Origin of the sequence: Pseudomonas sp. G2-4, from assembly GCF_030064125.1 — a bacterium.
In the GTDB taxonomy this organism is placed as follows: domain Bacteria; phylum Pseudomonadota; class Gammaproteobacteria; order Pseudomonadales; family Pseudomonadaceae; genus Aquipseudomonas.
The window spans coordinates 3,716,412-3,740,211 of sequence record NZ_CP125957.1 but is presented as its reverse complement, the minus strand read 5'-3'; the positions used below and the strand labels follow the sequence as shown (position 1 = coordinate 3,740,211).

Genomic DNA, 23,800 nt, shown 5'->3' with positions numbered 1-23,800 from the left:
TGTATCTACATGCCCGCTTTGGCGCGCTGATGCAGCCGGGTACTGATGCAAACGGTGAGGGTGTGCCGCAAGGAGCCTAGACCTCACAGAACCTTCAAGGAAGAGCAATATGATTCAACCTCAAGACCTTCTACGCCGGAAATTCGATATCCAGCCCCTGGACCAGGCTGACATGACCGTGCGCCTGGACGGGCAGGCCGTCAATGCCGCCCAGGGTGAAACCGTCCTCACGGTCATCCAGTCCCTGGGCCAACGCCAGGTGGCCCGCAACGACCACGACCAGATCAGCGGTGCCTATTGCGGCATGGGTGTATGCCAATGCTGCCTGGTCAGGATCGATGGCCGCCACAAGCGCCGCGCCTGCCAGACCCTGGTGCGGCCTGGCATGCAGATCGAAACCCGAGTCAACCGTATCAGCGAAACGGAGGCGTCATGAGTCTCGATCCGGTGATTGTCGGCGGTGGGCCGGCGGGCATGGCTGCGGCGATTGAGCTGGCTTCCCACGGGGTGCGCTGCACGCTGCTCGAGGAAGCGTCGCGCCTCGGTGGCGTGGTGTACCGTGGGCCGTTGCGCGATGGTGTGCGCCTGGATTACCTGGGGCCGCGCTACAGCGAAGCCCTGGAGAAACTCCACGGTGAATTCCGGCGCCACGCCGGGCTGATCGACGTGCGATTGAGCAGCCGCGTCATCGGCGCCGAAGGGTTCCGGGCGCTGATGTTGCTGGACGCCGACGAGCGTTTGCGTGAGGTCGCTTACTCGCATCTGGTCCTGGCGGCGGGCTGTCACGAGCGCAGCGTGCCGTTTCCGGGGTGGACGCTGCCGGGCGTCATGATGCTCGGTGGCCTGCAATTGCAGATCAAGAGCGGAGTGGTCAAGCCGACGAGCCCGGTGCTCATCGCCGGCACCGGCCCGTTGCTGCCGCTGGTGGCCTGTCAACTGCACGCTTCGGGCGTGGCGGTGGCGGGGGTCTATGAGGCCTGCGGGTTCGGCAAGATCGCCAGGGAAAGCCTGGCATTGCTCAACAAGCCGCAACTGTTCCTCGACGGTCTGAGCATGTTGGCCTACCTCAAGCTCAATCGCATCCCCGTGCGCTATGGCTGGGGCGTGGTGCAGGCTGATGGCGAGGGTGAATTGAGCACCGTCACCGTAGCGCCATATTCAACTGCCTGGGAGCCAGACCTCAAACGCGCCGAACCGGTGCCGGCCCAGACGCTGGCGGTCGGCTACGGGTTTATCCCGCGTACCCAATTGAGCCAGCAGATGGGCCTGGAGCATGGCTTCAGCGAGGACGGCTACTTGCAGGCGGTGTCCGATGCCTGGCAGCAAAGCAGCGAAGCGCACATTCACCTGGCCGGCGACATGGGCGGGATTCGCGGCGGTGAAGCGGCCATGCTGAGCGGGCGCATCGCCGCGCTGTCGATCCTGCTGCAACGCAACGTACTGGATTCGTCCACCGCCCTGGCGCAGCGAGAGCGCTACCAGGCGCAGCTTGACCGAATCATTCGCTTCCGCGCCGCCGTTGACCGCTACACCCGGCGCGGCGCCGGGCAAACCGCGTTGCCGGCTGCCGATACGGTGATCTGCCGCTGCGAGCACGCCACCCGCGCCGACATTGATCGTGCCTTGGAGCAGGGTGTGCAAGACATGGCTAGCCTGAAAATGCGTACCCGCGTCAGCATGGGCGACTGCCAGGGGCGGATGTGCGTCGGCTATTGCAGCGATCGATTACGCGAAGCCACCGGGCGTGCCGATGTAGGCTGGTTGCGGCCGCGTTTCCCCATCGATCCGATTCCGTTTTCAGCGTTCCAGAACGTCGGCATGGAGACCGTTTCCCATGATTAAGCACTATGACGTGGTCATCGCCGGCGGCGGTGTGATCGGGGCCTCCTGTGCCTATCAATTGTCCAAGCGCAAGAACCTGAAGATCGCCCTGGTTGACGCCAAGCGGCCCGGCAACGCCACCCGCGCTTCGGCCGGCGGCCTGTGGGCCATTGGCGAGTCAGTGGGACTGGGTTGCGGGGTGATTTTCTTTCGCATGATGTCGGCCAACCGCAAGCGCCAGACCCAGGGCGCCGCCGTGGCGGTAGACGCCAGTACGCCGCACATCCTGCCCCAGGCGTTCTTCGACTTCGCCTTGCAGTCCAACGCGATGTACCCGCAGTTGCACCGCGAGTTGATCGACAACCATGGCATGGATTTCAAGTTCGAGGAGACCGGGCTCAAGTTCGTGATCTACGACGACGAAGACCGTTTGTACGCCGAGCACATCGTCGCCTGTATTCCTCACCTGGCCGATCAGGTGCGTTGGCTCGACCAGGCCGCCCTGCGCGAGGCCGAACCGAATGTCAGCCATGAGGCCCGCGGCGCGCTGGAGTTTCTCTGCGATCACCAGGTCAGCCCGTTTCGCCTGGCTGATGCCTACACCGAAGGCGCGCGGCAGAACGGCGTCGATCTGTTCTTCAACACCAACGTCACCGAGGTCCTGCGCGAGGGCGAGCGAGTGACCGGTGTGAGAACCGCCGAGGCCGGCACCTTCAACTGTCGCACCCTGATCAATGCGGCCGGAGCCTGGGCGGCGGACCTGAGCGAACAGGCCACCGGCGTGCGGATTCCGGTCAAGCCGATCAAGGGGCAAATCCTGCTGACCGAACGCATGCCGAAAATCCTCAACGGCTGCCTGACTACCAGCGACTGCTACGTGGCGCAGAAAGACAACGGCGAAATCCTCATCGGCAGCACCACCGAAGACAAAGGCTTCGACGTGACCACCACCTACCCCGAGATCGAAGGGTTGGTGCAAGGTGCGGTGCGGTGCATCCCGCAACTGGCCGACATCAACCTGAAACGCACCTGGGCCGGCCTGCGCCCGGGCTCCCCCGATGAACTGCCGATCCTGGGGCCGATGCGAGGCGTTAAAGGCTACCTCAACGCTTGCGGCCATTTCCGCACTGGCATCCTGACCTCGGCCATCACCGGAGTGCTGCTGGACAAACTGGTGAACAACGAACCGCTGCCGCTGGACATTACGCCGTTCCTGGCGGATCGCTTCGAAGTGGCGCCGAGGGTCGTCGAGCCGAAGGAAGTGGAACTGGCCTGAAGAAACTGTGTGGGACTTGAGGTGAACACCTATCCCGCAGTCACCCGAAAACAAACTGTGGGAGCGAGCTTGCTCGCGATAGCGGTAGTTCAGTCAACATTGATGCTGGCTGGTCCGACGCTATCGCGAGCAAGCTCGCTCCCACAGGGATCCAGGGTGAATCAGAATCCTGTGCTCGACAGCCATGACCGGTTACTCCATCGGCGTGCTGACAAACGCCTCCAGCCCTTCGGCATAGGCGGTGAACGCGCTGATCGATGGGAGTGACTTGCCCTGCAACTGGTCTGGCACCACCAGGTTGGTGAAGCTCCAGGCCACTGCCACGGTGATGCCCGCCTGATCGAGTGTGCCATCGGTGGCCAGTGGCTGTTTTACCAGTTCCTGTTCGAGCATGTCATAGGACGCCGCCAGTTGGCCTTCCACGCGTTCGACCCAAGGGGCGTGCTGGATTTCCGTCGGCCGCAGGTTGCGTTCGTAGTAGATCTGCACCGACTTCTCGCACGCCGCCAAGGCCAACCCGATCAGGCGCAAAGAGCGTAGCCGTGATCCGAGATCGGTGGATATCAGGCTTCTACCCGGTGCGGCCAAGGCTTCGAGGTAATCGATGATCAACGTGGAGTCCATCAGCACGGTGCCATCGTCGAGCACCAGGGTCGGCGCCTTGACCACGGGGTTGATACGCTGGAATTGCTCGAAATGCCTGAAGACCGAAACCGATTCATGCTCCAAGGCAATGCCCAGGCACTTGGCGGAAATCGCGACGCGTCGCACATAGGGCGAGTCCAGCATGCCGATCAGTTTCATGACGTCTCCTTCAGAAAGTCTTGCGGGTGTTAATCCTCGAACCCGACCTGTTCATGGATTTCATCGACCTTGAGTTCCAGCCGGTAAGCCACGGCGATGAACAACGCCTGGCACAGGCACAGGGTGGCACTCAGGGAACGGAAGGCGAACGAGCTGCCCTCGTTCACTAGCAACACCGCGTTGGCCCGCTTGGCCAGGGGCGACAGGTTGCTGTCGGTGATGATCAGTGTCTTGGCCTGGTGATGCTGGGCGATGCGCAGGCAGTGCTGGGTTTCCTTGCCATAGGGCGTGAAGCTGATGGCGATGACCAGGTCGTTGGCCCGCACGCTGCGCATCTGCTCGCGATAACTGCCGCCCAGGCCGGAAACAAGGTGAATGCGCTTGTTGGTGTGTTGCAGGTTGTAGACCAGATAATCGGCGACCGCGAATGAGCGGCGTACCCCCACCACATAGATGTTGTCGGCATTGACCACCAGGTCCACGGCTTTTTCGAACGCTTGGTCATCCAGCTCCAACCCCAGCCGCTCAATGCCCGACAGGGTCGCGTTGACGCATTCGCGGGCCAGGTCGCCGCCGCTGGCTTTCTGCGACTTGTTGGCGATCATGCTGCGGATGCGCTGCTGGTAGTTCTGCACCGGCGTGGTCTTGTGGGTGTACGCCTCGCGAAACAACGCCTGCATTTCGCTGAACCCGCTGAAGCCAAAGCGTTGTGAGAACCTGACGATGGCCGATGGGTGGACTTCGCATTCCCGGGCGATGTCGCTGATGCGATCAACCATGATCCGGTCGCTCTGCTGGCTCATGTAGCTGGCGATACGCTTGAGCTGGCGCGGCAGGCTTTCGTATTCGTCGGTGATCAGTTGCAGCAGGCGCTCGGCATTGATCGGTGGGCTCGGGAGGGCGGGTTCGGACGCGCTCTCGGACAGCGCCGGCAGATCATCGGGGCGGGTCATAGAAAATCCTTCTGGCTTGTTCTTTTAGGGCGGTCCGGAAAAAGGCGGCCCTCGACAATAGGTTGGCTGATCGCAGTCTACAGCTTAGGCGCAGGGAAAATCATGGGCAGACCACGTTACGACACTGGCTGAAACGATGCACCGCGTCTGGTTCGGCTTGGCTATAGCGTATTGGAAAAAATATTCTACGTAAAAAATTTATAGAATAATTATTGATTGTTGCCCGCGGCTCGTTTTAGTCTGCATCCACCAAGAGCGTTGGCGCCGGTTCTGGCGGCAAGCGCAGGCTGATAAAAATAACAGGAGCCAGCATGGGCCAGACTCGTTTTGCCAGTGGACGTCAATTGGATGTGATCTGTCTGGGACGCCTGGGCGTCGACCTCTACGCGCAGCAAGTTGGAGCGCGCCTGGAAGATGTGTCGAGCTTCGCCAAGTACTTGGGCGGATCGTCGGCCAACATCGCCTTCGGCACTGCACGATTGGGCCTCAAATCGGCGATGTTGAGCCGGGTCGGGGACGACCACATGGGCCGTTTCCTCGTGGAATCCCTGGCGCGCGAAGGCTGCGATGTGCGCGGCATCAAGGTCGATCCTGAACGGCTGACGGCGATGGTCCTGCTGGGGATCAAGGACCGGGAAACCTTTCCCCTGGTGTTCTACCGGGAAAATTGCGCCGACATGGCGTTGCGCGCCGAAGACATCGACGAAACCTTCATCGCCTCCAGCAAGGCCCTGCTGATCACTGGCACACATTTCTCCACCGAAAGCGTCTACAAGGCCAGCACCCAGGCGCTGGATTACGCCGAGAAACACAACGTCAAACGTGTGCTGGACATCGACTATCGCCCGGTGCTCTGGGGGCTGGCGGGCAAGGCCGATGGGGAAACCCGCTTCGTCGCCGACCAGAAAGTCAGCCAGCACGTGCAAAGTATCCTGCCGCGTTTCGATCTGATCGTCGGCACCGAAGAAGAATTCCTCATCGCCGGCGGCAGTGAAGACCTGCTGATGGCGCTGCGTACCGTGCGTTCGCTGACGGCGGCGACCCTGGTGGTCAAGCTCGGTCCGCAGGGTTGCACGGTGATCCATGGCGCCATCCCGGCCCGGCTGGAAGACGGCGCCCTTTATCCTGGCGTCCGGGTCGAAGTCCTGAATGTACTGGGCGCCGGTGATGCGTTCATGTCGGGTTTTCTCGCAGGCTGGCTGGAGGACGCCAGCGATGAGCGCTGCTGCCAACTGGCCAATGCCTGCGGTGGCCTGGTGGTGTCGCGTCATGCTTGTGCCCCGGCGATGCCTACCCGGGCTGAGCTCGACTATTTATTCAAGAGTCCGGTGCCGATTACCCGGCCGGACCAGGACGCCGTGTTGCAACGGCTGCATCAGGTCAGCGTGCCACGCAAGGCCTGGAAGCAGCTGTTCATCTTCGCCTTCGACCATCGCTGGCAACTGGTGGAACTGGCCCAGAAGGGTGGTCGCGACCTGAGCTGCATCGGCGAACTCAAGCAACTGTTCATCCAGGCGGTGGCGCGGGTCGAAGCAGACTTGCAGCGCCAGGGCGTCGAGGCCGATGTGGGCCTGTTGGCCGATCAGCGTTTTGGCCAGGACTCCCTGAACGCCGCCACCGGGCGCGGCTGGTGGGTGGCACGGCCAGTGGAAGTACAGAATTCGCGGCCGCTGGCGTTCGAACACGGGCGTTCCATCGGCAGCAACCTGATCGCCTGGCCCCAGGAGCAAATCATCAAATGCCTGGTGCAATTTCATCCCGACGACGAACCGTTGTTGCGCCTGGAGCAGGAGGCGCAACTGATGGGGCTGTACAAGGCGTCCCAGGTCAGCGGCCATGAATTGCTCTTGGAAGTCATTCCCCCCAAGGATCATCCATCGCCGCACCCGGACGTGCTGTATCGCGCCCTCAAGCGCCTCTACAACCTGGGCATCTTTCCGGCGTGGTGGAAGATCGAAGCCCAGAGCGCAGACGAATGGAAGCAACTCGATGAGTTGATTCAACAGCGCGACCCGTATTGCCGCGGCGTGGTGCTGCTGGGCCTCAACGCCCCGGCCGCCGCCCTGGCCGAAGGGTTCCGCCAGGCCAGCCAGAGCAGCAGCTGCCGCGGGTTTGCCGTGGGCCGCACGATCTTCCAAGCGCCGAGCCGGGCCTGGCTGGCCGGGGAAATCGATGATGAAACGTTGATCCAGCAGGTGCAGGGCCGGTTTGTCGAATTGATCGAGGCGTGGCGTGCTGCCCGGGCCTGAAGGTACAGGGCCTTTGTGGCGAGGGAGCTTGCTCCCGCTGGACTGCGAAGCAGTCCCCCATCAGCCAGCCCAGGTTCTACAGGCCAACCGCATCCACAAGTTGACGACTGCTTCGCAGCCGAGCGGGAGCAAGCTCCCTCGCCACGGGTGATCGGTTGAACATTACAGAGACAACAATAAAAGGTGCAGCCCATGCCCGCTATTCGAATTGGCATCAACCCGATTTCCTGGAGCAACGACGACCTGCCTTCCTTGGGCGGTGAAACGCCGTTGAGCACGGCGCTGAGCGAAGGCAAGGCCATCGGCTACGAAGGTTTTGAACTCAACGGCAAGTTCCCCAAGGACGCCAAGGGCGTCGGCGATGTACTGCGGCCTTATGACCTGGCGCTGGTTTCCGGTTGGTATTCCAGTCGTCTGGCCCGGCGCTCGGCGGCCGAGGAAATCGACGCCATCGCCAGCCACGTCGAGCTGTTGGCGCAGAACGGCGCCAACGTGCTGGTGTACGGCGAGGTCGCCGATTCCATTCAGGGGCAGCGCATTCCACTGGTCGAACGGCCGCGCTTTCACACCGACGCAGCCTGGCAAACCTATGCCGATAAGCTCACCGAGCTGGCGCGCTTCACCTTGTCCCAAGGTGTGCGCCTGGCCTACCACCACCACATGGGCGCGTACGTCGAGTCGCCCGCGGACATCGACAAACTGATGGCCCTGACCGGCAGTGAAGTGGGCCTGCTGTTCGATTCGGGCCACTGCTACATGGGCGGCGGCGAACCGCTGTATGTCTTGCGCAAGCACATCGAACGCGTCTGTCATGTGCACTTCAAGGACGTGCGCAAACCCGTGGTGCAACTGGCGCGCAACAACCTCTGGAGCTTCCCCGACTGCATCATCAACGGCACTTTCACCGTGCCTGGGGACGGTGACATCGACTTCGCCGCGTTGCTGGACGTGCTGTTGGCCGCCGATTACCAAGGCTGGCTGGTGGTGGAAGCCGAGCAGGACCCCGCCGTAGCGCCGAGTTACGCCTACGCCAAGAAGGGCTACGAGACCCTGCGCGCCTTACTTGAAAGGAGCTTGTCATGAGTCTGTTGATCAAAAGCCATCCAGACGGCCAGACCATGGTCCAGTTACCCCGTGGGGAACTGGAATACGTCGGCTTCACCGCCTATCGGCTGAGCCTCGGTGAAACCCTGCCGGTGGCGGCTGGCGACAAGGAATTGTGCCTGGTGCTGCTCAGCGGTCGCATCAATCTCAAGGGCGAAGCACCGGGGCAGGGCGCCTTCGATTGGGACAACCTCGGTGATCGCCAGTCGGTGTTCGAGGACAAATCACCCTATGCCGCGTACCTGCCGCCCGGCAGCCAGGCCCAGGTGACCGCCCTGAGCGATGTACAGATTGCCGTGTGTGCCGCGCCGGGCTCGGCCCGAAACGAATACGGCCCGCGCTTGATCCAGCCCGACAGTATGAAGCGCAGCGTGCGTGGCAAGGGTGCCAACACTCGCTACGTCTGCGACATCCTGCCCGACAGCGAGCCGGCCCACTCGCTGCTGGTGGTGGAAGTGCGCACGCCGTCGGGTCACTCGTCGAGCTACCCGCCGCACAAACACGACACCGATGACCTGCCGCACCAGAGCTTCCTGGAAGAAACCTACTACCACCAAGTCAACCCGTCCCAGGGCTTCGTGTTCCAGCGGGTCTACACCGACGACCGCAGCATCGACCAGGCCATGGCGGTGGAGAACAGCGACCTGGTGGTGGTGCCCAAGGGCTACCACCCGGTCAGCGTGCCCTATGGCTATGAGTCGTACTACCTGAATGTCATGGCCGGCCCGAAGCGGGTCTGGCAGTTCCATAACGACCCGCAGCACAGTTGGCTGCTCGACCTCTGAATGCCACACCTTCCATGGAGAACCAGAACAATGAGTGACGCCCCGGTAGTAGGTCATTACATCAACGGTCGAGTGCAGGCCAGCGACAGCGCGCGCTTGAGCAATGTCTTCAACCCGGCCACCGGTGCGGTGCAGGCCCGGGTCTCCCTGGCCGAACCGGACATTGTCGATGCTGCGGTGGCCTCGGCGCTGGCGGCATTTCCGGCCTGGTCCGAGCAGTCGTCCTTGCGCCGCTCGCGGGTGATGTTCAAGTTCAAGGAATTGCTCGACCGCCATCACGACGAACTGGCGCTGATCATCAGCCGTGAACACGGCAAGGTGCTGTCCGACGCCCACGGCGAAGTCACCCGGGGCATCGAGATCGTCGAGTACGCCTGTGGTGCGCCGAGCCTGCTCAAGACTGATTTCAGCGACAACATCGGTGGCGGCATCGACAACTGGAACCTGCGCCAGCCCTTGGGCGTGTGCGCCGGGGTCACACCGTTCAATTTCCCGGTGATGGTGCCGCTGTGGATGATTCCCCTGGCGCTGGTCGCCGGTAACTGCTTCATCCTCAAGCCTTCGGAGCGTGATCCGTCGGCCAGTTTGTTGATGGCTCGGCTGCTGACGGAAGCCGGCTTGCCGGACGGTGTGTTCAACGTGGTCCAGGGTGACAAAATGGCGGTGGATGCGCTGTTGCAGCACCCGGACATCGAGGCGATTTCCTTTGTCGGCTCCACGCCCATCGCCGAATACATCCACCAGCAAGGCACCGCCAACGGCAAGCGCGTCCAGGCCTTGGGCGGGGCGAAGAACCACATGATCGTCATGCCCGACGCCGATCTTGACCAGGCAGCGGATGCTTTGATTGGCGCCGCCTACGGCTCGGCCGGCGAGCGTTGCATGGCGATTTCCATTGCGGTAGCGGTCGGTGATGTGGGCGATCAATTGATTGCCAAATTGCTGCCCCGAATTGACCAGCTGAAGATCGGCAACGGTCAGCAGCGCGACACCGACATGGGGCCGCTGGTCACCGCTGAGCACAAGGCCAAGGTGGAAGGCTTTATCGACGTCGGTGTCGCCGAGGGTGCCCGACTGATCGTCGACGGTCGTGGCTTCACGGTGCCAGGAGCCGAGCAGGGGTTCTTTGTCGGGGCGACGCTGTTCGACCAAGTCACCGCCGAGATGAGTATCTACCAGCAAGAGATCTTCGGTCCGGTGTTGGGGATCGTTCGCGTGCCGGATTTCGCCACAGCCGTGGCCCTGATCAACGCCCATGAGTTCGGCAACGGTGTGTCGTGTTTCACCCGCGACGGCGGCATCGCCCGAGCGTTTGCCCGCAGCATCAAGGTCGGCATGGTGGGCATTAACGTGCCGATTCCGGTGCCCATGGCCTGGCACTCCTTCGGTGGCTGGAAACGCTCGCTGTTCGGCGATCACCATGCCTACGGTGAAGAAGGCCTGCGCTTCTACAGCCGCTACAAAAGCGTGATGCAGCGCTGGCCCGATAGCATCGCCAAAGGCCCAGAATTCAGCATGCCGACTGCCCAGTAACCTCGTTTTTTACAGTGCCGGAGGGAGAACAACAATGAATAAGCCCCTGCGTTTTGCCTTGAACCGAATGGTTGCCCCGCGCCTGTCACTGCCCGAATTCATTGACCTGGCGCTGGCGTTGAAAACCGATGCCATTGAGATCCGCAACGATCTGAAGGGCGTCGAGATCGAAGACGGCATGGCGCCCGGTCGTGTGCGTGAGTTGTGTGAGGAAAGGGGCATCAAGGTGTTGTCGATCAATGCCCTTTACCCTTTCGACGTGTGGAATGAGGAGCGTCGTGCCCAAGCGGTGAGGCTCGCCGACTACGCCCGCGAATGCGGCGCCGAAGGGCTGGTGATGTGTCCGCTCAACGACCGCGCCGACCCGCGCAGCGAAGCCGAGCGCGCCGCAGGGCTGCGTACGGCCCTCAGTGAGCTGGCGCCGATCCTGCGGGCCTTCGGCATCTACGGCTTCATCGAACCCCTGGGTTTCGAAGAATGCTCGCTGCGCCGCAAGCGCACCGCAGTGGACGCGATCCAAGCCATTGGCGGACTGGATGTGTTTCGCCTGGTGCATGACACCTTTCACCACCATTTGGCGGGTGAGCAGGAGTTCTTCCCCGAGTTGACCGGGCTGGTGCACATCTCCGGCGTCGAAGATGCCCAGGCACCCTTGGCGACCATTCGCGACGGCCATCGGGTGCTGGTCGGCGAGGCCGACATCCTGGGCAATGCCAGGCAGATCGAGGCGTTGCGGGCCGGTGGTTATGAGGGCTACCTGTCCTTCGAACCGTTTGCCGAGAGCGTCCATGAACTGGCTGATATCCGCCAGGCGCTGGGGGCGAGTATGAATCACCTGCGCAATCCACAGGCCTGACACAACTACTGTCCTGATGAAGAAACCTTGTGGGAGCGAGCTTGCTCGCGATGGCGGCAGCACATTCAACCGATAAGTCGCCTGAAATACCGCTATCGCGAGCAAGCTCGCTCCCACACTTGATCGAATTGCGTTTGAAAAGGTGCAAGCATGACCACAACACGACTGACCATGGCTCAGGCCCTGGTGAAATTCCTCGATAACCAATACGTCGAGGTCGATGGCGTCCAGAGCAAATTCGTCGCCGGGGTCTTTACCATTTTCGGCCACGGCAATGTGCTGGGCCTGGGCCAGGCACTGGAGCAGGACAGCGGCGACCTGGTGGTCCATCAGGGCCGCAACGAACAGGGCATGGCCCATGCGGCCATCGGTTTCGCCAAGCAGCACCTGCGCCGCAAGATCTACGCCTGCAGTTCGTCGGTCGGCCCTGGCGCGGCGAACATGCTGACCGCTGCGGCCACCGCGACGGCCAATCGGATCCCGTTGCTGTTGTTGCCCGGCGATGTCTACGCCAGTCGCCAGCCGGACCCGGTGTTGCAGCAGATCGAGCAATTCCACGACCTGAGCATCAGCACCAACGATGCGTTCAAGGCCGTGAGCAAATACTGGGATCGCATCAACCGCCCCGAACAGCTGATGACCGCCGCCATTCATGCCATGCGCGTGTTGACCGACCCGGCCGAAACCGGCGCTGTGACCTTGGCGTTGCCCCAGGACGTGCAGGCCGACGCCTACGATTACCCGGATTACTTCCTGCAAAAGCGTGTCCATCGCATCGACCGTCGCCCGGCTACCGAAGCGATGCTCGGCGATGCCCTGGCGCTGCTCAAAGGCAAGCGCCGACCGTTGATCATCTGTGGCGGCGGCGTGCGGTATTCCGGGGCCAATGCGGCGTTGCAGGCCTTCGCCGAACGTTTCGACATTCCCTTCGCCGAGACACAGGCTGGCAAGAGCGCCGTGGTGTCGAGCCATCCGTTGAACGTCGGTGGCGTCGGCGAGACCGGCTGCCTGGCGGCGAACCTGCTGGCCAAGGACGCCGACCTGGTCATTGGCATTGGGACGCGCTACAGCGACTTCACCACCGGCTCCAAATGGTTGTTCCAGCACCCGGACGTGCAGTTCCTCAATCTCAATATCAGCCCCTGCGACGCCCTGAAGCTCGACGGTGTGCAGTTGCTGGCCGACGCCCGCTCAGGCCTGGAGGCGCTGTCTGCGGCGATGGGCGACTACCGCGCCGAGTGGGGCGGGCAGATTGCCGATGCCAAGGCTCGCTTGGACGCCGAGGTGGACCGCGTCTACCAGGCCGATTACCGCGTCGAGGAGTTCCTCCCGGAAATCGACGACCACATGGACCCGGCGGTGTTTCGCGAATTCATCGAACTCACCGGTTCCTGCCTGACCCAGAGTCGCGTGCTGGGCACCCTCAACGAAACCCTGGCCGACGATGCGATTATCGTCGCCGCCGCCGGCAGCTTGCCCGGCGACTTGCAGCGCGCCTGGCGCAGCAAGGGCGTGGACACCTATCACCTCGAATACGGCTATTCGTGCATGGGCTACGAAGTGAATGCGGCCCTGGGCGTGAAACTCGCCGAGCCCGACAAGGAGGTGTACGCCCTGGTGGGCGATGGCTCCTACATGATGCTGCACTCGGAACTGGCGACCTCGATCCAGGAGCGACGCAAGATCAACGTGGTGCTGCTGGACAACATGGCCTTCGGCTGCATCAACAATTTGCAGATGGGAAATGGCATGGACAGCTTCGGCACTGAATTCCGTTTCCGCAACCCGGACACCGGCAAGCTCGACGGCGCCTTCGTGCCGGTGGACTTCGCCATGAGTGCCGCGGCCTATGGCTGCAAGACCTACAAGGTGACGACCCTGGAGGAGCTGCGCGCGGCCCTGGCGGATGCGCGGCGCCAGACGGTCTCCACCTTGATCGACATCAAGGTCCTGCCCAAGACCATGATTCACAGCTACCTGTCGTGGTGGCGTGTGGGCGTGGCGCAAGTCTCCACCAGTGCCCGCACCAATGCCATCGCCAAGACCCTCAACGAACGACTGGCCCAGGCCCGTCAGTATTAATTGCCCCCACCCTACGAAAGGAGTTCTACATGTCTTTGAAGCTGGGCGTCATCGGCACCGGGGCCATCGGCCAGGACCATATCCGTCGTTGCAGCCAGACCTTGCTCAACAGCCAGGTGGCGGCGGTGACCGACATCAACCTCGCCCAGGCGGCGAAGGTGGTGGCCGATTTGAAACTGACCGCCGAGGTGTATCCCGACGGCCATGGGTTGATCAAGGCACCGGACGTGGAGGCGATCCTCGTCACCTCCTGGGGCCCGAGCCATGAAGAGTTCGTGCTGGCGGCGATAGCGGCCGGCAAACCGGTGTTCTGCGAAAAGCCCCTGGCGGTCACGGCCGAAGGCTGCCGCAAGATCGTCGAGGCCGAGGTGGCCCATGGCAAGCGCCTGGTGCAGGTCGGTTTCATGCGCCCTTACGATGAAGGCTATCGGGCGCTCAAGGCAGTGATCGACAGCGGCCAGATCGGCGAGCCGTTGATGCTGCACTGCGCCCACCGCAACCCGAGCGTGGGGGAGAACTACAAGACCGACATGGCGATCACCGACACCCTGATCCATGAACTGGATGTGTTGCGCTGGTTGCTGGCTGATGACTACGTCTCGGTGCAAGTAGTCTTCCCGCGCAAGACCAGCAAGGCCCACGCTCATTTGAAAGATCCGCAGATCGTCCTGCTGGAAACCGCCCGGGGCACGCGCATCGACGTGGAGGTGTTCGTCAACTGTCAGTACGGCTACGACATCCAATGCGAAGTGGTGGGGGAGACCGGCATCGCCAAGCTCCCGGAGCCGTCCCAGGTGCAATTGCGCAGCGGCGCCAAGCTGTCCAACGCGATCCTGATGGACTGGAAGGACCGCTTCATCGCCGCCTACGACGTCGAATTGCAGGCCTTCATCGACGGCGTGCGCGCCGGGCAGGTCGGCGGGCCGTCGGCCTGGGACGGCTTTGCCGCAGCGGTGGCGGCGGATGCCTGTATCGAGGCGCAGCAGAGTGGACAGATCGTCAAGGTCGAACTGCCCGAACGTCCGCGTTTCTACGGCTAATCGCATTCCCCTTTGGGGATGCAGTCAAATTGTGGGAGCGAGCTTGCTCGCGATGGCGGTGGGTCAGTCAACATAATGAGGCTGATCCGCCGCCATCGCGAGCAAGCTCGCTCCCACAGGGGATGGTGCTTATCCAATGACTTTCAAGGAGTTTCCATGCGAATCGGACTAGTCGGCTACGGCAAGGGCGGGCGGTTTTTTCATGCGCCGCTGATCAATAGCCTGCCGGGGGCTACGTTCGTCGGCGTGGTGACCCGGTCCGTTGAGCGGCGCCAGCAACTGGCGGGTGATTACCCCCACGTCCAGGCCTTCGACACCCTCGCCGAATTGGCGGCGGCGGGCATCGATGCGGTGGTGGTGTCCACGCCTTTGGACGGTCGTCCGGCCGTGGTGATGGAGGCGATTGAGCTCGGCGTGGCGGTGGTCAGCGACAAACCTTTTGCCTGGGACGCGGCGCAGGCCGAGGCGATGGTGGCGGCGGCCCAGCGGCGTAATGTGCCATTGAGCGTGTATCAGAACCGTCGTTGGGATTCGGACTTCCTTACCCTGCGCAAGCTGCTGGCGTCCGGCGCCCTGGGCCAGGTCATTCGTTTTGAATCCAGTGTCGAGCGCTATTCGCCGGCGTCGGTGGGGAAAGGCAGCGGTGGCGGATTCCTGCGCGATCTCGGCAGCCATCTGGTGGACCAGGCGCTGCAATTGTTCGGGCCGGTGGCCAGGGTCTACGCCGAGCTGGACTATCGGCAGCCAGGCCAGGTGTTCGACAACGGCTTCTTTATGTCCTTGACCCATGCCGGCGGCGTGATCTCCCACCTGAGCGGCAATTGCGTGCAAAACGCACCGAGACCGCGCTTTCGGGTCAACGGCACCCAGGGTTGCTATACCGTCGAAGGTTTGGATGGCCAGGAAGCCCAGGCGCTCGCGGGGTTGAGCCCGGCGACCGAGGGCGAGCGCTGGGGCGCCGAAGAACATCGGCGCTGGGGCTGGTTCGAACACGGCACCGAGCGCGAGCGAGTGACTTCGGAGCGGGGCTGCTGGATCGAGTTCTACCAGCGCCTGCAAACCGCGTTGCAGAGCGCCGGTCCTCTGCCGGTGGAGGCCCAGGATGCACTGGCGACCACGCGCATTCTGGATGCGGCCAGGCAGAGTGCCGAACAGGGCGAAGTGGTGAGGTTGAGCACGCCTGTTGGTCATGGAATAAAAAACGAATAAAATTCTAAAATTTGTTGATATGGAAAATATTTTCCAATAAAGTCGATTCCAGGTTACCGACAATCCTGTCCGCCTCCCGCCAAGCCAGCCTTGAACGGACGAAGGACGAAACAAAAACAAGAAACACAGCTAGGTACCGTCGATGAAAACCTTCAGCCGCTCTGCGTTTCACCTGTCACCTCTGCTGCGCCTGTCCGCAGTTCTTCCCCTGTTCGAATCCCTGTGCATCCAGCGCAAGGGCGCCATCGTGTGTTGCATGCCCGGCGCGCCCATCGTGCGTTTGCCGCGTTCCTGATCCGCTACGCCTTATCCATAAAACCAACAACAAAGTGGAGAAAGACCGTTCATGAAGACCAAGACCCGTATCGCCTCGCTGGCCCTGTCGTTGATGCTCACCAGCGGCGCTGCCCTGGCGGACTTGAAGATCGGTGTCAGCATGTCCCAGTTCGATGACACCTGGCTGACTTACCTGCGCGAATCCATGGACAAGAAAGCCAAGTCCCTGCCGGACGGCGTCACCCTGCAGTTCGAAGATGCCCGCAGCGACGTGGTCAAGCAGCTGAGCCAGGTGGAAAGCTTCATCAGCCAGAAGGTCGACGCGATCATCGTCAATCCGGTGGACACCGCCGCGACCCAACGCATCACCAAGGCCGCCGTAGCCGCCGGTATCCCTTTGGTCTACGTCAATCGCCGTCCCGACGACCTGAAGCTGCCGGCAGGCGTGGTCACCGTTGCTTCCGACGACCTGGAAGCCGGTCGCATGCAGATGCAATACCTGGCTGAAAAAATGGGCGGCAAGGGCGACATTGTGATTCTGCTGGGTGACTTGGCCAATAATTCCACCACCAACCGCACCAAGGGCGTCAAGGACGTGCTGGCCAAGTACCCGGGCATCAAGATCGAGCAGGAGCAGACGGGCACCTGGTTGCGCGACAAGGGCATGACCCTGGTCAACGACTGGCTGACCCAGGGGCGCGAGTTCCAGGCGGTGGTGGCCAACAACGACGAAATGGCCATTGGCGCCGCCATGGCACTCGAGCAAGCGGGCACCGAGAAGGGCAGCGTATTGATTGCCGGGGTCGATGGCACGCCGGATGGCTTGAATGCGATCAAGAAAGGCGACATGGCGGTCTCGGTGTTCCAGGACGCCAAGGGCCAGGCCGATGGCTCGATCGACACGGCGGTGAAAATGGTCAAGAAGCAGCCGGTCGAGCAGGCCGTCTGGGTGCCGTACCGCCTGATCACGCCGGAAAACGTCGATCAGTTCAAGTGACGTTTAACCCGATCCCACCACAACAATAAGCAGGCAAGGTCGCACGCCGACCTTGCCGAGGGAGTACCTGATCATGTTCGCTTCAGCGACTGCTTCGAGCGCCCCGGCGAGGATTGTCCCGCCGGACGTATTGTCTGAAGAACCGTACCTGCTGGAAGTCGTCAATGTCAGCAAAGGCTTTCCCGGCGTGGTGGCCCTGTCCGATGTACAACTGCGGGTCCGTCCAGGCTCCGTCCTGGCCCTGATGGGTGAAAACGGCGCCGGCAAATCCACCCTGATGAAAATCATCGCTGGGATCTACCAACCGGACGCCGGGGAACTGCGTTTGCGGGGCAAACCGGTGACCTTCGACACGCCGCTGGCGGCGTTGCAGTCCGGCATTGCGATGATCCATCAAGAACTGAACCTGATGCCTCACATGAGCATCGCCGAAAACATCTGGATCGGCCGCGAGCAGCTCAACGGCCTGCACATGATCGACCACGGCGAAATGCACCGCTGCACCGCCAGGCTGCTGGAACGCCTGCGCATCAACCTCGATCCCGAGGAACAGGTGGGTAACCTGAGTATTGCCGAGCGGCAGATGGTCGAGATCGCCAAGGCCGTGTCCTACGACTCCGACATCCTGATCATGGACGAACCGACCTCGGCCATCACCGAGACGGAAGTCGCCCACCTGTTCTCGATCATTGCCGACCTCAAGTCCCAGGGCAAAGGCATCATCTACATCACCCATAAAATGAACGAAGTGTTTGCCATCGCCGATGAAGTGGCGGTGTTTCGCGACGGTGCCTACATCGGCCTGCAACGGGCCGACAGCCTAGACGGCGACAGCCTGATTTCGATGATGGTCGGGCGTGAATTGAGCCAGTTGTTCCCGGTCCGGGAACAGCCCATCGGTGACTTGGTGCTGTCGGTGCGCGACCTGAGCCTGGACGGGATCTTCAAAGGTGTGTCCTTCGACCTGCACGCGGGAGAAATCCTTGGCATCGCCGGGCTGATGGGGTCGGGCCGGACCAACGTGGCCGAGGCGATTTTCGGCGTGACCCCGAGCACGGGCGGTGAAATCCTCCTGGACGGCCAACCGGTGCGTATCAGCGACCCGCACATGGCCATCGAGAAGGGCTTCGCCCTGTTGACCGAGGATCGCAAGCTCAGTGGCTTGTTCCCCTGCTTGTCGGTGCTGGAAAACATGGAAATGGCCGTGCTGCCCCATTACGTCGGCAACGGTTTTATCCAGCAGAAAGCCCTGCGTGCCTTGTGCGAGGAGATGTGCAAGAAACTGCGGGTCAAGACCCCGTCCCTGGAACAGTGCATCGACACCTTGTCCGGCGGCAACCAGCAGAAAGCGCTGCTGGCGCGCTGGCTGATGACCAACCCGCGCATCCTGATCCTCGACGAGCCGACCCGTGGCATCGACGTGGGTGCCAAGGCCGAGATCTATCGGCTGATTTCCTACCTCGCCAGCGAAGGCATGGCGGTGATCATGATTTCCTCGGAGCTGCCGGAAGTACTGGGCATGAGCGACCGGGTCATGGTGATGCATGAAGGCGACCTGATGGGCACCCTCGACCGTGGCGAAGCGACCCAGGAGCGGGTCATGCAGTTGGCCTCGGGCCTGTCCTGATGCCAGCCCGTTCAACTTAATAACGTCGAGCAACATGTGGCGAGGGGATTTATCCCCGCTGGGCCGTGAAGCGGCCCTGTCCCAGGGGCGCCACACCTCCCGGCAGGGAACAACCCCCCTCGCCAAAGAACAAAAAAGGTGGATGGCTATGAACGCGATACTGGAAAACAAACCCGCGGCCGCACCGGCCAGGACGCGCCGGCGGTTGCCGACGGAACTGAGTATCTTCCTGGTGCTGATTGGCATCGGCCTGGTGTTCGAAATGTTTGGCTGGATCATGCGCGACCAGAGTTTCCTGATGAACTCCCAGCGCCTGGTGCTGATGATCCTGCAAGTGTCGATCATCGGCCTGCTGGCCATTGGCGTGACACAGGTGATCATCACCACCGGTATCGATCTGTCGTCCGGCTCGGTGCTCGCGCTGTCGGCCATGATCGCCGCCAGCCTGGCCCAGACCTCGGACTTCGCCCGGGCGGTGTTTCCTTCCCTGACGGACCTGCCGGTGTGGATCCCCGTAGTGGCGGGGCTCGGTGTGGGACTCCTGGCCGGGGCGATCAACGGCAGCATCATCGCCATGACCGGGATTCCGCCTTTTATTGCCACCCTCGGCATGATGGTCTCGGCCCGTGGCCTGGCGCGCTACTACACCGAAGGCCAGCCGGTGAGCATGTTGTCCGATTCCTATACCGCCATCGGCCATGGCGCCATGCCGGTGATCATCTTCCTGGTGGTGGCGGTGATCTTCCACATCGCCCTGCGCTATACCAAGTACGGCAAATACACCTACGCTATCGGTGGCAACATGCAGGCGGCGCGTACGTCGGGTATCAACGTCAAGCGTCACCTGGTGATCGTCTACAGCATCGCCGGGTTGCTGGCGGGGCTGGCCGGCGTGGTAGCCTCCGCGCGGGCGGCGACCGGGCAGGCCGGCATGGGCATGTCCTATGAGCTGGACGCGATTGCCGCAGCGGTGATCGGCGGTACCAGCCTGGCGGGTGGGGTGGGGCGCATCACCGGAACGGTGATCGGGGCGCTGATTCTCGGGGTCATGGCCAGCGGTTTTACCTTCGTCGGTGTCGATGCCTACATCCAGGACATCATCAAGGGGATGATCATTGTGGTGGCGGTGGTCATCGACCAGTACCGTAACAAGCGTAAACTCAAGCGCTGAACGTCCTCATACTGTGACAATGCGCCACGCCTGACCCGCGTGGCGTTGCCATTTGTCTTCTTAATACAGCTATTACACTGAATTTCTTGTTATAAACGCACTCCGATGACCGCTGAAAGCCTGTCAGAGAACATTTGAAGGGGCTGTCGGAAATTTTCCCTATGTTTTCAGTTGCTGAGGCCTCGACTCGGCCTTAGACTGCCGCCCCTCGTAAATTGAGTGCCGGGTGGCGCTTGGAATAAACGGCGCCTTCCCGATGTGCGCGGCAGCTGCGCTGCGGGACGCTCCATAATTCGCCTTAATGCACGTTTTTTTATAGAGATATCAATGACAAAGGAAAAGTTGCTGGCCATGCCGGCGGATGACTACATGAATGCCGAGCAGCTGGCTTTCTTCACCAAGCTGTTGCAGAACATGAAAGTCGAAACCCACGAGCGCATCGAACAGAACCGAATCGCCATTGAGAGCCTGGATACCCCGGCTGACCCCGCGGACGCTGCTTCGGTAGAAGAAGAGCGTACCTGGCTGGTCAACGCCATCGATCGTGACCAGCGCATGCTGCCTCAACTGGAGCAGGCCCTGGACCGCATCAACGATGACAGCTTTGGCTGGTGCGACGACAGCGGCGAGGCGATTGGCCTCAAACGCCTGCTGATCAGCCCGACCACCAAATACTGCATCGAAGCTCAGGAACGTCACGAGCAGATCGACAAGCACCAGCGTCAGGCTTGATTCGCGCTTCAAGTAAAAGATCGCGGCCTTCTTAACGAGGCCGCGATTTTTTGCTTTCGTCTGCGCCAGTTTCTTCACTTCCGTTGACCTGCTGCAAAAACACGACTAATGGACCATGGATAATGGCTCGGTAGTGGCGTTTAATGCGGGCATAACAACGAGAAGTGTGGGTGACGAACATGGCGACAGACGGAACTCTGGCGGGTGTGGTACCGGCTTCGGTGCCTGCGACGAAAAGCATGGCGCGTTGGTTGACGCCGACCTTGCAGAGTATCGCCCTGAGCTTGCTGCTGTGCGGCATGGCCTTGGGTGGCTGGTCGCTGTACTTGGGCCTGCCCTTGGTGATGCTCATCGTCTGGTTGCCGCGCCTGCGCTCGCGCATGAGCGCGACCCCTGTACCGGCGGCGGTCGACAAACTGGCCGAGCTGACCCGCGACTTGTCCTATACCACCAGCCATAACGCCTTGTCGGCGGCCGGCGTCGCCTATTCGGTCAAGCAGCTGGCCGGCAAGGTCCAGTCGCAACTCGATGCGGCGGCGCAAATCGTCAGCAATGCCGAATCGATGATCGCCACCGAACAAGCCACTTCGCAACTCAGCCAGCAGGCCCTGGGCGCCGCCAGCGAGGCCCATCGCAGCAGCGTGGCCGGGCGCAGCGAGCTGGTGGAGTCCATCAGCCGCATGCACCAGCTCAGCCAGCGCGCAAACGACAGCCGCGAATTGATCGAAGCCTTGAGCGTGCGCAGCGATGAAATCCAGCGAGTCAGCCTGGTGATCCAGTCGATCGCCAGCCAGACCAACCTGTTGGCGCTGAACGCCGCCATCGAAGCGGCACGGGCCGGTGAGCATGGCCGCGGGTTCGCAGTGGTGGCCGATGAGGTGCGCGGCCTGGCCGGGCGCACGGCGGCGGCCACCGGCGAGGTCGGCGTGATGGTGGCGGACATCCAGCAGCGCACCGCCCAGGTGGTGGAACAGATCCGGCAATTGGCCAGTGACTTGGACAGCGGCGTGCAACAGGTCGAGCACACCGGCCAGCATCTGGAAAACATTGCCCGGCTCGCCGCCGGCGTCGAAACCCAGGTCAGCGCCATCGCCCAGGGCACCGACACCAACCGCGAGCAACTCGACAGCCTGTTCCATGCCATCGAGCAGATGCGCGGCGACCTGTCCGTCAGTGACCAGCAGACCCAGCGCCTGGCCGAAGCGGCCGTGCAGATGGAAGGCCAGGCCGAAACCATCAGCGAACGCCTGGCTGAGGTAGGCCTCGACGATTATCACCAACGGGTGTACGACCTGGCGCGGGAAGGGGCGAGCCAGATCGCCGCGCAGTTCGAAGCAGACATCGATCAGGGCCGTGTCAGCCTGGAGGACCTGTTTGACCGTAGTTACCAGGCCATCCCCAACACCCAGCCCGCCAAGTTCCAGACCCGCTTCGACCGCTACACCGATCAGGTGCTGCCGGCGATCCAGGAACCGTTGCTCGCCCGCCACGAAGGCCTGGTGTTCGCGATTGCCTGCACCCAGCAGGGTTACGTGCCTACCCATAACAAGGCTTTCAGCCAGCCGCTGACCGGCGATCCACAGGTGGATACGCTGAATAACCGGACCAAGCGCAAGTTCTCCGATCGCACCGGAATTCGCTGCGGCAGCCATCAACAGCCGGTGCTGCTCCAGACCTACACCCGCGACACGGGGGAGTTGATGCACGATCTATCCGTGCCGATCATGCTCAAGGGGCGTCATTGGGGTGGTTTGCGGTTGGGCTATAAACCCGAGAAACCGCGCTAGGCCTCGATACAAGACGCCGGGCTTGCACGGAACTTATGAGGAGAAGGAGCTTGCTCCCGCTGGGCTGCGCAGCAGCCCCAAAAGGCTGGACGCAACCACCAGCCTGGGACACCGAGCCGGCAATACTTCGGGGCGACTGCTGCGCAGTCGAGCGGGAGCAAGCTCCCTCGCCACAAGAGCTGTCCTGCACTCAGTTAAAGGTCCTGACTTGCACTCGACCAAAGGCCCTTGCCGCTATTTACCGTCGTGCAAGCGCACGTTGAGTTGATCCACCAGCACCGCCTCTTCGCCGTCGGCGAGCAACCATTCGCGCAGTAGGTCTTTCTGCTGATCCGACCAGAAGTCGGCCTCTACCAATTTGATCTCCGGAGCCAAGGGGTGCGCCATGATGAAATCGTCGATGGCATTGCCGTCCGAAGGCAGGCCAAGTTGATCGAACAGGGTACTGAGTTCGTGCGAAGGCTGTTCCATGGGGTTCTCCTTTGGATGGGCGCCGTCATGGCGTCTCGATTGCTTCCCTTTATCTGAGGCAAGCGCCCGCCAGGAGTTCGATCGGACTCAGGCTTTCAAGGCCCCTTCATCCACCGCAGCCTTCAAAGCCTTGGCGGCTTCCCTGGCAGCCTCGGCCGCGATCTCCGCGGTCTTGAACCAGCGATCCTTTTCCACCTGGTGCCAACTGACCGTGGTCAGGGGCGGTTTGGCACGCATCACGATGACGGCCTGGAACTCGCCTTCGACCTCTCTGGCTTCGCCCCGGATAAAAAATTCGCCGATATCAAATTCCGTCACGTCGCGCCTTCTCTTCAAAAGTCATATTGTTGGTGCGCGATCCGCCATGGGCGACGGTTTTCGCAGGCAGGCAGTATGGCAGCAGTTGCCTGTCGGCGGCTGAGTTAAGTAATGGGAGGGCGTATATGAGCTCAGGCGCTTCGTTCGAGACGTCGGGCCAGGTAGCAGGCCTCGTTATGATCGGTGCGGAATCCTCTTACACGTCCAGTCGATGTTTCTTCAATATGAAAAAAACACTTGCCGGCCAGGACGACCCGATAACGCGGTTGAATCAACGAGACTGGAAGGCAATCGACCCCATCGAACGAGTTGTGCGTCTCCGCGATGCAAGGGGCAGCAGGTCGGTTCAGGGTTGTGAAAGTGGCCATGTGAATTCCTTTTCTATGGTTTATCGACGAATTGTCGAGTAGTTCGGGTAGTCTCCACGGCTCTGGCTGCTCTAGAATCAGCAGCACCGTGTGGACGGTTGTGCCTATCTAAAGCAATTTTTTTTGGGCTCGATGTCAGAAAAATGCTTTTTTAAGTGGGAAATTTCCCTAAAGTTAGTAGTCCCACCTTTTCCGATGCTCAGAGTGGTGTTTTCCTTCAGCCTCTGACGACCTCCGGGAAAGACGGTGAGAGCGACAATCCTTTAGTCTCCTCTCGCCCCGGGGCAGGGCGCGCCGTTCACTTCGAATTTCAGTTACAGGTCCATTGCGACACTACAGTC

The 23,800-nt window shown here is 61.7% G+C and carries 22 protein-coding genes; 17 read left to right on the top strand and 5 right to left on the bottom strand.

Going from position 1 to position 23,800, the window contains the following annotated elements:
• Window positions 1–109: 109 nt before the first annotated feature.
• From hcnA to hcnC, 3 genes are read left to right on the top strand one after another with little or no spacing between them, the layout of a single operon-like run.
• Window positions 110–436: a cyanide-forming glycine dehydrogenase subunit HcnA gene (gene hcnA, locus QNH97_RS16215; protein ID WP_283552911.1), complete on the top strand. Its 327-nt coding sequence runs from the start codon at window positions 110–112 to the stop codon at window positions 434–436.
• Window positions 433–1,842: a cyanide-forming glycine dehydrogenase subunit HcnB gene (gene hcnB / locus QNH97_RS16210; RefSeq protein WP_283552910.1), complete on the top strand. Its 1,410-nt coding sequence runs from the start codon at window positions 433–435 to the stop codon at window positions 1,840–1,842. The genes hcnA and hcnB overlap by 4 nt, the downstream gene beginning before the upstream one ends.
• Entirely contained in the window at window positions 1,835–3,097 is a 1,263-nt protein-coding gene (gene hcnC, locus QNH97_RS16205; protein WP_283552909.1) for a cyanide-forming glycine dehydrogenase subunit HcnC, read from the top strand. Before hcnB ends, hcnC begins: the two co-directional genes overlap by 8 nt.
• Window positions 3,098–3,289: 192 nt before the next feature.
• Here the strand turns inward: hcnC and QNH97_RS16200 are convergent, their stop codons facing one another.
• Both QNH97_RS16200 and QNH97_RS16195 read right to left on the bottom strand, forming a co-directional pair.
• Entirely contained in the window at window positions 3,290–3,901 is a 612-nt protein-coding gene (locus QNH97_RS16200) for a glutathione S-transferase (RefSeq protein WP_283552908.1), read from the bottom strand.
• A gap of 29 nt (window positions 3,902–3,930) precedes the next feature.
• A complete protein-coding gene (locus QNH97_RS16195) occupies window positions 3,931–4,854 on the bottom strand; it encodes a MurR/RpiR family transcriptional regulator (protein ID WP_283552907.1) in 924 nt (307 codons plus the stop codon).
• 311 nt (window positions 4,855–5,165) lie between these two features.
• On the opposite strand from QNH97_RS16195, the gene QNH97_RS16190 reads away from it, so the two are divergent.
• From QNH97_RS16190 to QNH97_RS16125, 14 genes are all read left to right on the top strand, one after another.
• Window positions 5,166–7,103 carry a bifunctional 5-dehydro-2-deoxygluconokinase/5-dehydro-2-deoxyphosphogluconate aldolase gene (locus QNH97_RS16190; protein WP_283552906.1) on the top strand — a complete coding sequence of 646 codons (1,938 nt, stop codon included), beginning with the start codon at window positions 5,166–5,168 and terminating at the stop codon, window positions 7,101–7,103.
• A 192-nt stretch (window positions 7,104–7,295) separates the two neighbouring features.
• Entirely contained in the window at window positions 7,296–8,186 is an 891-nt protein-coding gene (gene iolE / locus QNH97_RS16185) for a myo-inosose-2 dehydratase (protein WP_283552905.1), read from the top strand.
• Window positions 8,183–8,992 carry a 5-deoxy-glucuronate isomerase gene (iolB, locus tag QNH97_RS16180; protein ID WP_283552904.1) on the top strand — a complete coding sequence of 270 codons (810 nt, stop codon included), beginning with the start codon at window positions 8,183–8,185 and terminating at the stop codon, window positions 8,990–8,992. Before iolE ends, iolB begins: the two co-directional genes overlap by 4 nt.
• 30 nt (window positions 8,993–9,022) lie before the next feature.
• Window positions 9,023–10,525: a CoA-acylating methylmalonate-semialdehyde dehydrogenase gene (locus tag QNH97_RS16175; protein ID WP_283552903.1), complete on the top strand. Its 1,503-nt coding sequence runs from the start codon at window positions 9,023–9,025 to the stop codon at window positions 10,523–10,525.
• 34 nt (window positions 10,526–10,559) lie between these two features.
• The gene (locus QNH97_RS16170; RefSeq protein WP_283552902.1) at window positions 10,560–11,381 is read left to right on the top strand and encodes a TIM barrel protein; all 822 of its coding nucleotides are present in this window, start codon (window positions 10,560–10,562) and stop codon (window positions 11,379–11,381) included.
• Window positions 11,382–11,531: 150 nt separating this feature from the next.
• Window positions 11,532–13,463 (top strand): 3D-(3,5/4)-trihydroxycyclohexane-1,2-dione acylhydrolase (decyclizing), encoded by a 1,932-nt coding sequence (iolD, locus tag QNH97_RS16165; protein ID WP_283552901.1) that lies wholly within the window; start codon window positions 11,532–11,534, stop codon window positions 13,461–13,463.
• Between the two features lie 29 nt (window positions 13,464–13,492).
• Window positions 13,493–14,503: a bifunctional inositol 2-dehydrogenase/D-chiro-inositol 1-dehydrogenase gene (gene iolG / locus QNH97_RS16160; RefSeq protein ID WP_283552900.1), complete on the top strand. Its 1,011-nt coding sequence runs from the start codon at window positions 13,493–13,495 to the stop codon at window positions 14,501–14,503.
• 156 nt (window positions 14,504–14,659) lie between these two features.
• On the top strand, window positions 14,660–15,712 hold the full coding sequence (locus QNH97_RS16155) for a Gfo/Idh/MocA family protein (RefSeq protein ID WP_283552899.1): 1,053 nt from the start codon (window positions 14,660–14,662) through the stop codon (window positions 15,710–15,712).
• Between the two features lie 142 nt (window positions 15,713–15,854).
• Complete coding sequence (locus QNH97_RS16150; RefSeq protein WP_185045790.1) at window positions 15,855–16,007, top strand: hypothetical protein; 153 nt, start codon at window positions 15,855–15,857, stop codon at window positions 16,005–16,007.
• Window positions 16,008–16,058: 51 nt separating this feature from the next.
• Window positions 16,059–16,985 (top strand): sugar ABC transporter substrate-binding protein, encoded by a 927-nt coding sequence (locus tag QNH97_RS16145; protein ID WP_283552898.1) that lies wholly within the window; start codon window positions 16,059–16,061, stop codon window positions 16,983–16,985.
• Window positions 16,986–17,058: 73 nt separating this feature from the next.
• Entirely contained in the window at window positions 17,059–18,612 is a 1,554-nt protein-coding gene (locus QNH97_RS16140) for a sugar ABC transporter ATP-binding protein (protein ID WP_283552897.1), read from the top strand.
• Window positions 18,613–18,760: 148 nt separating this feature from the next.
• Window positions 18,761–19,783, top strand: a complete 1,023-nt coding sequence (locus tag QNH97_RS16135; protein WP_283552896.1) for an ABC transporter permease — start codon at window positions 18,761–18,763, stop codon at window positions 19,781–19,783.
• Between the two features lie 327 nt (window positions 19,784–20,110).
• The gene (locus QNH97_RS16130) at window positions 20,111–20,515 is read left to right on the top strand and encodes a TraR/DksA family transcriptional regulator (protein WP_003180518.1); all 405 of its coding nucleotides are present in this window, start codon (window positions 20,111–20,113) and stop codon (window positions 20,513–20,515) included.
• A 179-nt stretch (window positions 20,516–20,694) separates the two neighbouring features.
• On the top strand, window positions 20,695–22,302 hold the full coding sequence (locus QNH97_RS16125; RefSeq protein ID WP_283552895.1) for a methyl-accepting chemotaxis protein: 1,608 nt from the start codon (window positions 20,695–20,697) through the stop codon (window positions 22,300–22,302).
• Between the two features lie 234 nt (window positions 22,303–22,536).
• On the opposite strand, the gene QNH97_RS16120 is transcribed toward QNH97_RS16125, so the two are convergent.
• The 3 genes from QNH97_RS16120 to QNH97_RS29535 form a co-directional block, all read right to left on the bottom strand.
• The gene (locus tag QNH97_RS16120; RefSeq protein WP_283552894.1) at window positions 22,537–22,773 is read right to left on the bottom strand and encodes a DUF2789 family protein; all 237 of its coding nucleotides are present in this window, start codon (window positions 22,771–22,773) and stop codon (window positions 22,537–22,539) included.
• An 87-nt stretch (window positions 22,774–22,860) separates the two neighbouring features.
• Complete coding sequence (locus tag QNH97_RS16115; RefSeq protein ID WP_283552893.1) at window positions 22,861–23,091, bottom strand: hypothetical protein; 231 nt, start codon at window positions 23,089–23,091, stop codon at window positions 22,861–22,863.
• Between the two features lie 131 nt (window positions 23,092–23,222).
• Window positions 23,223–23,459, bottom strand: a complete 237-nt coding sequence (locus tag QNH97_RS29535) for a hypothetical protein (protein ID WP_283552892.1) — start codon at window positions 23,457–23,459, stop codon at window positions 23,223–23,225.
• Window positions 23,460–23,800: the final 341 nt, after the last annotated feature.